Source organism: Flavobacterium galactosi (assembly GCF_048158585.1).
Taxonomy (GTDB): Bacteria; Bacteroidota; Bacteroidia; order Flavobacteriales; family Flavobacteriaceae; genus Flavobacterium; species Flavobacterium galactosi.
This window is the reverse complement of record NZ_JBLNKV010000012.1, coordinates 1-14,909: the sequence shown is the minus strand read 5'-3', so window position 1 is coordinate 14,909 and position 14,909 is coordinate 1. Positions and strand designations below refer to the sequence as shown.

Sequence of the window (14,909 nt, the reverse complement as noted above, 5' to 3'; positions counted from 1 at the left end):
ATCAATTTACCCCGAAATTAGGTGGTCAATTTGAATTGGAAAATGGTGGTCAGTTTGCTCCGGAACTGGTGGTCAATTTACACTGGAAAGTGGTGGTCAATTTGACCGGTTTTTCCAATAGACAACCTAAAGAAAATTAAAGTCAAAAAGAAATACAACTACGTCTCAAGCAGTAATTGTAAATACTGCACAAAAAGAGTATTTATATAGTCGCATCTTTTTTTAATTGTTAATTTTACATGCAAATTTGGTGTGACAAATTCAGACGCTTAACCTTAACCATTATAATATTTTCAAAAACATTAGTCGTGGTTTCTGCGCCTATAAATTAGAACTAAGATTATCAAAAACTCCATTTTTGAGACGCTTTAATCCCACTTTGTACAATCTTTATTACTATAAAATAAAAATGATTCCTTTTTTTATTTCGAAATCTAATTATACTAAAAGAATCAATAAAAGAATAATAATTATAATAGCAACAACAGATAGGTAGATACCGTGTCTAGCAGTTTTTAATTGAGCGTTAATTAGGAAGAACTTCTTTTCGAACTTCTTTTTTCTCTGAACGTTTCAAAGATGATTTGTCGTTCATTTTTATTTCATCTAAGCGGGCAAGCATGATTTTAACCTTTTCAGGCATTTCTTTTGGATCGTTTGTTACTCTAACTGGATTTTTTTTCAGCTGCAATAATTGTGGTCGGATCACAATTAATGATAACATCATCATACATAAAAAATCATCTTTTTCATCTTATTTGTGGTTTTTTGTTAAACATTATTGTTAGTGTAAAGATAAATAACAATGTTAAACAATTGACAAAGAGAAATATAGCATTTAAACTTTATGAAGCAAAAATATTTATCTTGAAAAATTTGCAATAAAAAAAGATAATTCTATTTTTAAAACTCTTTTCAGCACGAACCAATTTTTTATATCCTACAGGAATTGTTTTCTATTTTAAACATTATTATATTTTTGAAAAAAATAACCAAAGTAATATTGAAAAAAGAATGACAGAAATAAAAAGCAACAATAATTTAAGGTTTCTATAAATCAGAGTTAATGATTCGTTAAACCGATGATTTACAGTTACTATGGGAAAATAAAATTATATCTTTGAGTGTGGTTTTGATTAATCACTTGAGTAAAACTATCTGAAAAGAAAAGCTGATTCAAATAGTCATTTCATACTGAAAAGAATGAGTTGATAAATGGTAAATCAAAATCTACAATCGGAGGCCCTTTAAAAAGGCCTTCTTTTTTAAAGGCCTAATGTTTTCCCTTTTCATAGTTTTTCTTCGTCAACAATTAGTTTCAAAGAATTGATGTAATCTGTATCAAATTCTATAACTCTTATTTTGTTTTGTTTAAAACTCATTTCACCCTCAAATTTCCCTTCGGTTCCAAAAAAATCTATTACCAGTTCTTTTTCATTTAGCTCTATGAGTTTACCGAGATAAACAGCTTTATCTGACTTTTTTGCTAGCTGAAAAATCTCATACTTATTTACTAGAAATGTTATAATTGAGGACAAATCTTTAAGTGGAACTGTCTCCTCTGCACTTGTTTTTAAACCTTTCAATTTAATTACGCGCTCTGTGAATTCATGATCCTTGTCTTGAATAATTGACTTTACATTTTCGTTTTTTAATACCGTATAGCCATCAATTACAAAATCAAAAGGATTATTTTTTAGTAAAATCCAATCTTCAGTCCAATCAATAAGAAAACCACCAAAGATTGCTTTTTTGTCGTCAAATTCTATTGAAATTAATTGTCGTAAGTATTTTTCCATTATGTTTTTTAAATTTCGAAAGCAGTTTACTACTAATGTCAGTTCTCACGAAGCGCAGGATAAAACCTCCAAAACGAATTTTATTTTACTATTTTTTAAAGTAAATATATGGGATTTAAACTACAATTAAAATTCTATCTTAAAAAAGCCACTTGATTGTTCTTGAAAGAAAACAATCCGTAAAAAGCCTTAAAATGGCTCTTAAAACTTCAAAATTTAAAACCAATATTTATAGGTACTGTTTTAATAGATTATGGCAAAGGAAATCAATCTAACATCTGCGGATGTATGTCTAATGATTTTCTTGGCCCTGAAAAAAATTCCCTGAGCGTTTTATGAAAAGATAAGAGTAAAGATTAGAATACATGCCTCTCCCGTTTTTAGTATCTGATACTTGCAGAAATATTTAATTTATCGATTAGTTCACCAATGCTTTCTAGTTTAGTTATCAGATTAGTCAAGCCTTATGCGGAAAACTGGGAGCCTAACTCATAATAAACTTTTATAATAATTTATTATTTTAATATTATATTTATTATTACTTTTATTAATTCATAACCAACACATAATAAGATGTTTAATTGTAAATAAAAAATTATTGTGAATTGCGATTTTTATAAAAATGGTGAAATTAGTGAGGTGATATAATCTTTTTTATAAATATTATGTCCCCAAATAATCAACATGAAGATCGCCGATATCATCATCAATCTGGTGTCATTTGTTAATTTTTTTCAAAGCAGAGTCCATCAAAAGGTAAAAATTTGGCAAAGCATCAAAAGCCTTTACGAAAGTAAGAACCGGGCGGTATCACTGAATGGTGGCGACTAATCGTAAATAAAATAACTTTTATATGTAAAGCATCCCCAACAATAAGGATAAAGAGCACAAGCTGAGCTTTGGGGACTGAAGAGAAATTTGGATAAAAACAAGAACTAAAACCTTTCATGAATGGCAATTGTCCTCAATAAACCGCTAGCAATCGAAAGCCCTGCTTTTGCAAATAATAAACTGATTCCAGGTAAATACACATACGTTGGTTCCAATGTAAATCCAGCTCTTTTCATTAGCTCCATTCCAAATGGTACAAAATCTTTGGCGCTTATCGTTGATTATCCCGATGCGCCCGCTGGCACCTTTGATCATTGGATTATGTGGAATATTCCTGTAATTAACATAATAGGAGAGAACAGTGCTCCAGGGGTCCAAGGAAAAAACGGAAAAGGTGAAAACAAGTATTTAGGACCTTGCACGCCTTCAGGTACATCTCATTATAATTTCAAGGTTTATGCACTCAATACCCGATTGAATCTGCCTATAGGTGCTGATAAAATTTCACTACTCAAAGCAATGGATCTGCATATCCTTGCCTCCGGCGGGCTCATCGGTCTCTTTAAAAAATAAATTAAACTCAAGTACTATGCCGTGGACAAAAACGATTCTCGAAATGCATGAAAAATCTTCTTGCTGCAAAAAGATATAAGGCTATTTCTTTAGAGAAAAGTATAATAATGAAGGGATGCACAAACAACCGTCATAAGCAGGGAAGAAGCCTTGGTTGCCGCACATGGCAAAGAGACGGATGACCTGAAAATAAAGGATTACAGCAAGAATATGTTTGGGCTTGCCATTTTTAAACAAACGGTAACTCTACGATGGAACTATGATCTATGTTTTCCAGCTGATACGGATGATTTGGATACTTTTACATTTATTATGAAGCATGAACCAAGAGGTTGTGTATTTATTAGCTTCTCCGGAATACTGAAAGAATTAATACTAAATACTAAAAAATATGAGAAATAGAATCACACCTCAAAAATTCAATACAGTATCTGTAAAAATTCAAAATAGGAGTACTCATCTGACCCAAATGCTTTATATAATACTGATAATCCAGATAATTTACCAGAAATTTTATTTATCACTTCCTATCCTCCTCGCGAATGTGGCATTGCGACTTATTCTCAGGATTTGATTAAGGCATTGGATAAAAAATTCAAGTGTTCGTTCAAGATAAAAATTTGTCCCTTAGAATCCATAAATGAACAACATGTTTATCCCGAACCAATACAATATATTCTGAATACTGATCATTTAAATGCTTTCGAAAATTTAGCCGCCAAAATTAATGATAATACAGCTATTCAGATCGTATTGATTCAACATGAATTTGGTTTATTTAGAAAAAACGAGGCCGATTTTAGAGCCTTTTTAAATGCTGTTCTAAAACCGGTAATCATTGTTTTCCATACCATATTTCCCAATCCTAATGAATTATTAAAAGATAATGTAAAAAAAATAACCAAATCGGTTCATTCTATTATTGTAATGACCAGTTCATCCGCAAAAATTCTAATAAATGATTATGGGGTCGCTCCAGAAAAAATTACCATTATTTCACATGGTACGCATTTAGTTCCTCACTCTGATCAAGCACTTTTGAAGGAAAAATATAAATTAACGGGTAGAAATATACTTTCTACTTTTGGGTTACTTGGTTCTGGAAAAAGCATTGAAACTACGCTGGATGCATTACCCAGTATTATCAAAGTAAATAATGATGTACTCTTTCTAATTATTGGAAAAACGCACCCCTCTGTTGCAAAAGAAGAGGGAGAAAAATATCGACTGATGTTGGAAGCAAAGATTGGAGACTTAAAACTTCAAAATCATGTACAATTTATAAATCGCTATTTGTCCCTATCCGATCTATTGGAATATTTACAGCTTACTGATATTTATTTATTTACTTCCAAAATTCCAAACCAAGCTGTCAGCGGCACTTTTTCTTATGCTATGAGTTGCGGCTGCCCTATTGTCTCTACTCCTATTCCGCATGCTTGTGAAGTATTGTGTGGTGATTCTGGAATGATTGTAGATTTTGGAAATGTTCAGCAATTAGGCAAAGTAGTAAACCATTTGCTGCAAGACGAGCAGTTGAGAAAGAAAATCACTGCCAATGAATTGCATAAAACAGCACCAACTGTATGGGAGAATGCTGCAATTGCTCACGCTTTATTGTTCGGAAAAGTAGCAGAAAACACACTAACATTGCATTATAAGATCCCTGAAATTAATTTGAACCACATAAAAAAATTAACAACTTCTTTTGGGATGATTCAGTTTTCAAATATCAACCAACCAGATATAAATTCTGGCTACACGTTAGATGATAACGCAAGAGCTTTGGTTGCAATTTGCCAACATTATGAATTGACGATAGACGAAACAGATTTAGGATACATCCAAATATATTTGGATTTTATAAAGTATTGTCTACAAACCGAAGGCTATTTTTTAAATTATGTGGATGAACACAGCCTTTTTACAAAACAAAATATTACAACCAATCTGGCCGATTCCAATGGAAGAGCAGTATGGGCACTGGGATATTTGATCTCAATAAGTGATTTGATACCCCAAGATATAGCGAAAGGGACCAAGGCAGTAATCGATACTGCGTTGGTGAATGTAAATAAAATTCATTCTACACGAGCGATGGCATTTGTAATAAAAGGCGTGTATTATAGCAATATAAAAAATAAATCAGACCAAAATTTAGCTTTAATAAAAGAACTGGCCAACCGGTTGGTTCAAATGTATAGACATGAATCTGACAAAGAATGGACTTGGTTCGAGAGCTATCTTACTTATGGAAACAGCATTTTGCCAGAAGCCTTATTATGTGCCTGGCTGGCAACTGGAGATCTTGTATATAAAGAAACTGCCAAATCATCATTTGACTTTCTTTTATCAAAAATTTTTAAAGATGATCGCATAAATGTAATTTCTAATAAAGGATGGTTATATAAAGAAAAAGAGTCTGTCTCAACACCAATAGGGAGCGAACAGCCAATAGATGTTGCCTATACCATTTTGGCGTTAAGCAAATTCTATGATGCCTTTAAAGAAGAGGACTATTTACAAAAAATGGAAATTGCTTTCAGTTGGTTTTTAGGGAACAATCATTTAACCCAAATTATTTACAATCCGTGTACCGGCGGATGCTATGATGGACTGGAGGACACCTACATCAATTTGAATCAAGGAGCAGAATCAACAGTAAGTTATTTAATGGCAAGGCTGACCGTTAAAAAAGCATTCAAAAAAAGATCTAAACATTCCAAAAGTGTTAAAAATCAAATGGAGTCTTATTTGAAAATGAATAGAAAAAATCAATTTATATAATGTGTTATAGCAAAAAATATTAAGACTTTTTTAGATTTTTTTTAATGCCGCAACCGTTAAATACGGAGCGGCATTTTATATTTAAAGAACGATTAAATCAAATGTTAGTGATTTTATTAATAAGATTTCCCATTTTCAAAGTAAAAATAAGACTAAAAAACAGAGAATACTTTTTAAATAAATACTTTTTAGCAGAGTGAAATAGCGAAGTTGAAACCATATAAAAATGGGGCGATTTTTCATCCGTGACCAAAAAGATAGTGACAAAAAAATACTACTTTGTTCAATTAGTACCATTTATATTGTGCACTATTATTGAAATAGCAATCAATGTAAAAATTGATAAATCAATTAATTATCACTAAAAATAATCATTGTTCTACTACATTATTTTACAAAGGTGGTCTCCCTTGGATAAGCCTTAAGATAATTGCAATTACAGCAATCACCAATAAAATATGTATTAACCCACCTGAAACAAATCCACCAAAAAAACTGATTGCCCATATTATAATTAATACTACAGCAATTGTATAGAGTAAATTTCCCATTTTGATTTATTTTTTAAAAGTCCATTCTTTTCTTAGTTTATAACACCATACGGTATCAAAACATTTCTTGATAAGGCAAATTGGCTGGTTTTCATACTTCAACTTCAATACCAACAATTAGTACCCAGCATACTCCCTAATTGTTCTTTTGCCATTATTATATTCTTTGGCATTTCTTTAGGGTTTTTATGTCGATTTGTGCCCATATTATTACGACAGTAACGTTGGGCATAGTAACTCTAAAAGTGACTTTTTAAATTCTAATTATTTTTTTTATCATAATTTATTTTTTTTTAAATTATTATTAAATTTCATATACACAAAGTACTTAATTATTCATTATTACTTAATTAAAACAAAAAGGCTTTTTATTAGAAATTATACTGCAAATTATTCCGGTAAGAACTGTACTAATTAAGTATGTATTTCTACCATTGATAAATCTAATATATGACTTGCAAAAAGTTATCTAAGTCACATCCCATTTTAACCGCCAACTATCTCCCCTCCGTTAATATGGATAATCTGGCCGGTAATATAACTGCTGTCGGCACTGGCCAAAAAAACATAGGCAGGACCCACTTCCGAAGGTTGTCCAGCTCTCCCCATGGGAGTATCCTGCCCAAAATCGCTAATTTTTTTATGAGTGGAAACGATTAGAGGTGTCCAAATTGGTCCGGGAGCAACACCATTCACCCGTATTCCTTTTTTAGCGAGCATTGTCGCCAGCGAACGTGTGAAGGTGACAATTGCTCCTTTGGTACACGAATAATCTAGAAGATGTTCACTGCCCCTATAGGCAGTTACAGAAGTGGTATTTATTATACTGTCCCCTTTTTTTAAATAGGGCATAGCTTCTTTTACAATAAAGAAAAAGGAATAAATATTAGTTTCAAAGGTTTCAAATAATTGCTTTTTTGTAATTTCCTCAATTCTATTTTTAGATATCTGAAAAGCAGCATTATTAACAATAATATTAAGACTTCCAAATTTTTTAATGCTTTTATCAATACAGCTTTTACAGAATTTCTCCTGTTTCAAATCGCCCTTAATAAGATAACATACTCTGTTTTCACTTTCCACCAGTTCTTTAGTTTTCAACGCATCAACTTCCTCATTAAAGTAAATAATGATCACGTTTGCGCCTTCCCTAGCGAAATGCACGGCAACACTCCTGCCTATCCCGCTGTCACCACCTGTAATCAGAGCAATTTTACCTTCCAGTTTTCCGCTTCCTTTATAATTTGTATTTATAATTTCGGGTTGCGGACGCATTTTAAACTCCAGTCCGGGCGCATCTTGACTTTGCTCCGGAAATTTCTTTGGTTTAGCCATGAGATTATAATTTGAAATAGTTGTTAACTAAAATGCAAGAGGCAAACTCAATGCGAAAACCTTACTATTTATCATTTTTGGCTTTCCGTCAACATTAATTACCCCTACACATGTACAGATCATTTTACACCTTAAATATACTGAATTTCAATGTATTAACAAAAATTTAATTATTTTTTTTATTTAAAATTATTTCATTCAACGGTTTATTCTATTAAATTTATTTTGTAAATTTATTTTGTAAATTTATTTTGTAAATTTATTTTCCCAAAAAACGAAAAGGAAATTGAAATGAGCATACGAGAAATCCACCACTAAAAAAGGCTCAAATGAAAACTCCGGAAAATACTTCTGAATCAGAAAATGGCACTAAAACCTCGGGAGAAAATCTTTCTTATTGGTTTTCATCAGCAATAAAGCCACTTACTTTTGAGAAATTAACCCACAATACTGATACTGATATTTTAGTTATAGGAGGTGGTATCGCAGGGCTGACCACCGCTTACTGTCTTGCAAAGGAAGGACGTAAAGTAATTTTAGTCGAGGACGGATATATTGGAAGCGGCGAAACTGGAAGAACTACTGCTCATATTACCTGTGCACTTGACAATCATTATTTTGAATTGGAAAAAACTTTCGATGTACAAACTGCAAAATTAGCAGCCACTAGTCATATGGCTGCTGTTGAATGGATAGCAAATACGGTTAAACATCATAAAATTAATTGTCATTTTAAAAGAGTGTATGGCTATTTGTTTTTACACCCTTCTGATACGAAGGAAACCTTAGAGAAAGAATATGAAGCTACAAAACGCGCCGGACTTAATACTGAGCTCCTAAACTCTGTTCCGTCTGTTGTAGGTGAAAAAGGAAAGTGGTGCCTCAAATTTGCTGATCAGGCCCAGTTTCATATACTTCTTTATCTTAAAGGATTAGCTAGCGCCTTTATAAAATTGGGTGGAGAAATCTATACACAAACAAAAGCAGCCAATATTACGACCGTGGGTGCTATTGCAAACGGTTTTAAAATAAAAGCAAATCACATTGTAGTTGCAACCAATGCTCCAATCAATGACTGGGTAATGATGCATACTAAACAATGGCCATATCTTACCTATGTGATAGCAGCCAAAGTCCCTAAAGGAATACTTCCTTATGCGCTGTGGTGGGACACTGGTGATGCTAACTCAAAATGGATCATAAAGCCCTATCATTATGTTCGTTTAGAAGAGCTTGATGAACAATATGACATGCTGATTGCTGGCGGTGAAGACCATCGCACAGGACAGGCAGATGATGAAAGGATTAAAGAGGAAGAGCGTTATGCTAAACTGGAAAAATGGACAAAAAAACGTTTTCCAGCTATTGAGGCTATTGAATTCAAATGGTCTGGTCAGGTACTGGAACCGATTGATTCATTGGCATATATTGGCAAGAATCCAGCTGACGAAAACATTTACATTATAACAGGTCATTCTGGTAATGGAATGACACACGGGACACTTGGCGGAATGATTATCTCCGACATAATTATCGGAAAAGAAAATCCTTGGATTAAAATATACAGCCCATCACGCATTACCCTAAATACTACCGCTGATTACCTACACGAAGTTGGAAACATGGTAGCCCAATTCGGAGACTGGATTACTCCAGAACATATAAAAAAAATAGACGATTTAAAACTGGGTGACGGTGGAATTATTTCAGTTGGATTAAAAAAAATCGCTGCATATAGGGACCCGCAGAATAATCTTCATGCCTTCTCGGCGGTTTGCCCGCATCTAGGAGGGATACTACAATGGAATGCCGACGAAAAAACATTCGATTGTCCTTTGCACGGCTCCCGTTTTACCAATGAAGGTAAAGTAATAAATGGACCTTCAATTTCCGATTTAAAAAAAATATGAACAAAGCACCTAAAACTTAAAAGTTAAGAAATATTTCAAATGATTTACAAACTCCCTTTACTATAGCAAAAAATGAAATAGAAAAACAAAATTGATAGACAATCGGGGAAGAGCTGTCACCATGGATCACAAATCTGTCGAAACTCCATAAATGAGGTGTTTTTTTTTGCAAACAGTGCGGAGTGAGAAAAACGTGGCAAGGTTTCCGGACAGGATGAATTATTCTACGGAACAATTTGAATAAAATATAGAACTTGAATCTGAAATTTAAAAATTTTCTAGTAAATAATAATTATTCTTAAACAATTAAAAACAAATAAAATGGATCAGGAAAAATCAATTGACGTATTAAACACACTCATCGAAATAAACAATGACAGAATTGAAGGGTACAAAACCGCTTTAGAAGAGACTGAAGAATCCGATTTAAAAGCTTTATTCTCTCAACTAATGAAAACCAGTCAAAATTGTAAGATGGAATTAGTTAGCGAAGTCCAAAAATTGGGGGGGAGAACCAATTGAAGGAACGAGAACAACAGGTAAGTTTTTTAGAGTTTGGATGGATGTTAAAGCCGCATTAACCGGCAAGGATCGTAAAGCAATACTCAATTCATGCGAGTATGGTGAGGATGTTGCTGTAAATACCTATGAAAAAGCATTAAAAGATGATATTGAAGATCTAACTTCTGAACAACGTGAAATGCTAGAAGCACAATATAGATTAATAAAAGCGGATCATGACAAGGTAAAAAACTTACGAGATATTACGTCCTAGCATTATTAATTTTATAAAATAAGGTTTGTTGGTGGCAAGAGATGTGTTTATCTCCTGCCACTATTATTTTTAATATCATGATGTTCCAATGGAAATCGTTTCAGTATTATTAGGCCATTCCAATAGTATAATCACTCCGGAAAGTTATGGTAAAGTTATCCAAAGGAAAGTAAGCGAAGAAATGCAAAAATTAAAATTAAGAATAGATAAAAATATAAAACATTTACCTTACAAACATCACGGGCAATCAAGCGGTCTCTCTTCGGTCGTTCCCTTCGTTCCGTTCGGCTGCTCCAGTCAGTCGTCAGCAGTAAAAGCCTCCTCCCTCCATTCAGCAGACACTACGCAGCACAATAAAAATAGCAGCTTGAAAATAAGCAGCTATTTTTATTGCGCCGCTTCGTTCCTCATCTTCACACGTTCTCTACCCTACGTTCGGCAGGGCTACTACATCTACAATACCGCTTCATTCCGTTTCGTTCCGCAGCCTACACTACACTACATTCCAGCCGTATTGTGTCTGTCGCCCCTTGTTTTTTCAGCGGTTGCTCCTTCGCAGAGCCATCGAGGTTGGCTCCGTTAGCACTTTGCCCTAAATCAAGGAACGTCTCTGGCTCTCTTTTATTTCTCCCCGCCGTTTCACGCTCTTACTCCTCCATTTTGCGTCTCGTTCCTCGCCAGCTGCAATTCTCGGCTTCAGGTGGCTGTTCGATTGCCGCAACCCCGCCACTGCGCTCCTCGAATAATAATAATTTCCGTTATCGCTACAATCATCATTTTCTGCGGTGCTTGGGAGTGTTAATAGCAGTTTCCATAAGAACATTCAAAAAAGAACTTCACAAGAACAATCGTGCAATTTCCTGAAAAGAAAGAGAAAAAAAACGCAGCAAACATAGCATCCATTCCTCACTTTCAGTCGGTCGTTCCTTCCTCCATTTTCGTTCGTCATTTCTGCTGTTAAAACGGCTTTCTTTTTTTCTCTTTTTTCTTTTCAAAAAATTAAGGTCGAATCTTTAACACCAATACACCATGCCGAATTTCATCATTAAAACGCACCAAAAAAATGCAGTTTACAAAGCAAACCAAATCTTCATACTCAACAAAGGGATGAACAGTGGCAAGCCTCAAAAAGTACCGTTTACCAATAGCTTTGTCATCCTATTTCAAAACGAAGAAGATGCCGAAACGGTTTATTGGCTAGCCTATAGTCTTTGGAAAGCAAAATTCTGGCACCAGTTTTTGTGTGGTTCGGTAATTCCATTTTTAAGAATACAGTATTTCAAAGGAAATTTCTCCACAAAAGTCAATGAAATGCTGTTAGATTTTGAAAGCCATCGGAAAGATGTACAGTCCTTGAGGTTATTAGAACTCAAAGAAGAGCAATTTCATCAAAACATCAACTTAATAAACGATATGAGAACGGTTATTTTACATCGTTACTGCAAGAAATAATTTTAAAACCTTAAAACCAACATTATGAAATGAGCATGAATGTAATTGGATCACAACCAACACATTTTTAAACACAATTTTATCGCGCTGAAAATCAAAATATTGCGATTGAATTATTAGTAATAAAATACAATAGAATTCAATGGTCATTATAAATTGGAATTAGATGATCAATGTTATTGGAATTTGCACCGAAACTTCATGAAAAATTTCATTTGTTATTTTTCCTTTGTCAACATCAAGCATGGAATCCAACAATGAACCACAACATGTTTATTCCGAACTAACACAATATATTCTGAATACCGACCATTCAAGTGCTTTCCGCACCCAACGTGTTAAAATTATTAATTCTTATGATATTTCGAAAACTTAAAAAAAAAAGAATCATTTTTAATAATTTAAGATTATCAATAATTCCGAAAATTTGTCATCTAAAAATCAATATAAATCCAATAAAATGATTAAAGTGTAATAATGATTTATTACCATTAACATAATTTTATCATTAACATAATCTATGTAATAAAATTACTAATTAATTAATAATCAAATAATTAACCACTAATTTATTGTTAATATTTTATTACTATAAAGCTTTTCTTAGCGAAGTATGTTCTTTGTCGAGAATAATGGAATGTTGTCTTGTTTAGATCTGTCTTTTTTTTCTTTTATGATGTAATACCTAACTTTGGCAAGAAAAGTATTAAGTTGTTTTTTAGACGACTTAGGTTCGTATTAGGAGATAGATTTGGTTCCCCACATTTTATATCCCTAAGTTTGAGGGTTCGCTTCAATTATTTAAATTGAAGAAGATTTAATAGCGGTTAGATACATTTCCCCAATGTGTAACCTTCCAGTAATAACCTTTTTACCTATTTTAATTTAATCGTTTTGAAATTAATCTAATAAATTTTTACAAATCGATTTTGGTAACTGATAAAGATATTTTTATTGTCCTGATAAAAATATTCTTTTGATGATGGTTGACTTCATGATTTTATCTGAAGATGTGTATTTACCCTCAATCTGTAAACTTCCTATTAAATCAAATGTATGGTGTTAAAATACTATTATTATGAAAAAGAATACATTTTTCAAGTTTTTCGATTTCTTATACAACAAAATAATATGTTGCTTTTTAACGAAAAACACTATTTCTAAATTAAATTTAATAAAATTTAATAAGAGAAATTCTAAAGATTACCTGTCGAGATTATGGTGTCATTATTGGCATCAATGGCTTACTGTGTCACTTTTATTGGTGACAATTTTAATGACAAGTAATACTAACGCACAGGGGTCTATTAGAGGTATTGTACCTGTAATATCGCCTAAAAGCGGTTCTGGAGTTGATGGCGATGCTTATGCTCATTCACCTGCCGGATATGAAAATGTAGGTGACTTGTTTGACTCGCAGCATCCTGGCATTGACGGTCACGGTGTGATTAACCCATTCACAGGGGAGCTACTTTATCCGGGCCAAACTTTTTTTCTGCAGGATAGGTATATAAACGATTTAAGTATTTTTACTCAATCCAATAAAATTAATGACAATCCCAATACTTATACTTGGGGTCCAGGGAATTCACCCAACAAAAATGAAATCGAAAATGCGGGTGCTCATTTTAGTTATGGTGATCCGGCTTTGGGAGGATTAGCAACGGATTTATGGTGTTTATTTGCCGGTGATCGTCAGGTTACTACTGGTAGTAGTTATATTGATTTCGAATTTTTACAGAAATCATTGACTATAACTGGTGCAACGACTGACGCTACTGGAAATATCACGGGAGGTAGCGGAAGCTTTACTTCTTTAGGTACTGATGGTGGTCGTACAGTCGGAGACATCCTGATCACTATCGAGTTTACCAATGGAGGGGGTGATGCAAATGCAGTAATTCGAGTATGGACAGCTATAGCAGGAGGTGGTTATGAATATGTAATTCATCCCAACTCAGAGTTTCTTGGCCGAATTTTCATTACTAATAATACCTCACCTACCCATGTACCCTTTGATGTATATGGTAGCGATCCCAATGGTACCGGTGTGGGAGGTGATTATGGTGTGAATCAATGGGCTGAGGGTGCTATCAATCTCAGTCAAGTGTTCACCGCTGCAAAAGATCCTTGCTTTTCACTCAGCACATTATTTATTAGAACGAGATCTTCTGGAAATTCACAACAATCCGAATTGAAAGATTTTCCAGGAGCTCCTATCCAATTTACAGTTGACTCAAATCCAAAAGCAGTGGCAGTTGCTACTAGTCCAGCTTGCAATGGAGGATTTGGTTCAATAAATCTTACTGTAACGGGAGGTCTTGCTCCTTATACTTATTCATGGACAGGTCCAAATAATTTTACAGCAATCACGGAGGATCTTAGTAATGTTAAAGCAGGTACTTATCATTGGGAAGTAAAAAATTCTAAAGGGTGTATATCAACCGGTTCTGTAGTTCTGGCTGAACCACCACCTATAGTGGTATCATCAACGGCTCTAGTAAATCCTAAATGTAATGGCGGAACCGATGGTTCTATCACTATCACAGCTTCAGGGGGAACAGGCACGCTGACGTATTCAAAAAATGACGGATTAACTTACCAATCATCCAATGTATTTAGTGGACTTACCACCGGAAGTTATCTATGGGCGGTAAAAGATGCGAATAACTGTATCTTGAAAGGTACGGTTACACTCACCCAACCGACACTTATTGTAGCCACCGATGCCCATGCCGACGTGAAATGTAACGGTGGAACCGATGGTTCCGTAACGGTGACATTCAGCGGTGGAACCGGCCCTTATATGGTGAACTTCAATGGCGCAGGATTCTTGGCTCAAACCTCTCCAAAAGTATACACTGGCCTTACCGCCGGTACCTACACTTGGATTGTT

Annotated in this window: 11 protein-coding genes; 7 read left to right on the top strand and 4 right to left on the bottom strand. The window is 33.9% G+C overall.

Annotated features, from left to right (window positions below; translation table 11 throughout):
- Positions 1-526 precede the first annotated feature (526 nt).
- Positions 527-730: a hypothetical protein gene (locus ACM55M_RS17305; protein WP_416858927.1), complete on the bottom strand. Its 204-nt coding sequence runs from the start codon at positions 728-730 to the stop codon at positions 527-529.
- Between the two features lie 559 nt (positions 731-1,289).
- Positions 1,290-1,799: a hypothetical protein gene (locus tag ACM55M_RS17300; protein ID WP_416858926.1), complete on the bottom strand. Its 510-nt coding sequence runs from the start codon at positions 1,797-1,799 to the stop codon at positions 1,290-1,292.
- A gap of 951 nt (positions 1,800-2,750) precedes the next feature.
- Here ACM55M_RS17300 and ACM55M_RS17295 point away from each other — a divergent pair.
- Together ACM55M_RS17295 and ACM55M_RS17290 are read left to right on the top strand one after the other, a co-directional pair.
- Positions 2,751-3,203, top strand: a complete 453-nt coding sequence (locus ACM55M_RS17295; RefSeq protein WP_416858925.1) for a YbhB/YbcL family Raf kinase inhibitor-like protein — start codon at positions 2,751-2,753, stop codon at positions 3,201-3,203.
- A 570-nt stretch (positions 3,204-3,773) separates the two neighbouring features.
- The gene (locus ACM55M_RS17290) at positions 3,774-5,990 is read left to right on the top strand and encodes a glycosyltransferase (protein WP_416858924.1); all 2,217 of its coding nucleotides are present in this window, start codon (positions 3,774-3,776) and stop codon (positions 5,988-5,990) included.
- A gap of 392 nt (positions 5,991-6,382) precedes the next feature.
- On the opposite strand, the gene ACM55M_RS17285 is transcribed toward ACM55M_RS17290, so the two are convergent.
- Positions 6,383-6,541: a lmo0937 family membrane protein gene (locus ACM55M_RS17285; protein WP_416858923.1), complete on the bottom strand. Its 159-nt coding sequence runs from the start codon at positions 6,539-6,541 to the stop codon at positions 6,383-6,385.
- A gap of 486 nt (positions 6,542-7,027) precedes the next feature.
- Positions 7,028-7,876: an SDR family oxidoreductase gene (locus ACM55M_RS17280; RefSeq protein WP_416858922.1), complete on the bottom strand. Its 849-nt coding sequence runs from the start codon at positions 7,874-7,876 to the stop codon at positions 7,028-7,030.
- Positions 7,877-8,205: 329 nt separating this feature from the next.
- Between ACM55M_RS17280 and ACM55M_RS17275 the strand changes: the two genes are divergently transcribed.
- The 5 genes from ACM55M_RS17275 to ACM55M_RS17255 form a co-directional block, all read left to right on the top strand.
- The gene (locus ACM55M_RS17275) at positions 8,206-9,786 is read left to right on the top strand and encodes an FAD-dependent oxidoreductase (protein ID WP_416858921.1); all 1,581 of its coding nucleotides are present in this window, start codon (positions 8,206-8,208) and stop codon (positions 9,784-9,786) included.
- A 321-nt stretch (positions 9,787-10,107) separates the two neighbouring features.
- Positions 10,108-10,308: a DUF2383 domain-containing protein gene (locus ACM55M_RS17270; RefSeq protein ID WP_416858920.1), complete on the top strand. Its 201-nt coding sequence runs from the start codon at positions 10,108-10,110 to the stop codon at positions 10,306-10,308.
- A 37-nt stretch (positions 10,309-10,345) separates the two neighbouring features.
- A complete protein-coding gene (locus ACM55M_RS17265; RefSeq protein ID WP_416858919.1) occupies positions 10,346-10,561 on the top strand; it encodes a PA2169 family four-helix-bundle protein in 216 nt (71 codons plus the stop codon).
- 1,029 nt (positions 10,562-11,590) lie between these two features.
- A complete protein-coding gene (locus ACM55M_RS17260; protein ID WP_416858918.1) occupies positions 11,591-12,013 on the top strand; it encodes a DUF6943 family protein in 423 nt (140 codons plus the stop codon).
- A gap of 1,078 nt (positions 12,014-13,091) precedes the next feature.
- The coding region (locus ACM55M_RS17255) for a SprB repeat-containing protein (RefSeq protein ID WP_416858917.1) at positions 13,092-14,909 on the top strand (1,818 nt) is incomplete at its 3' end.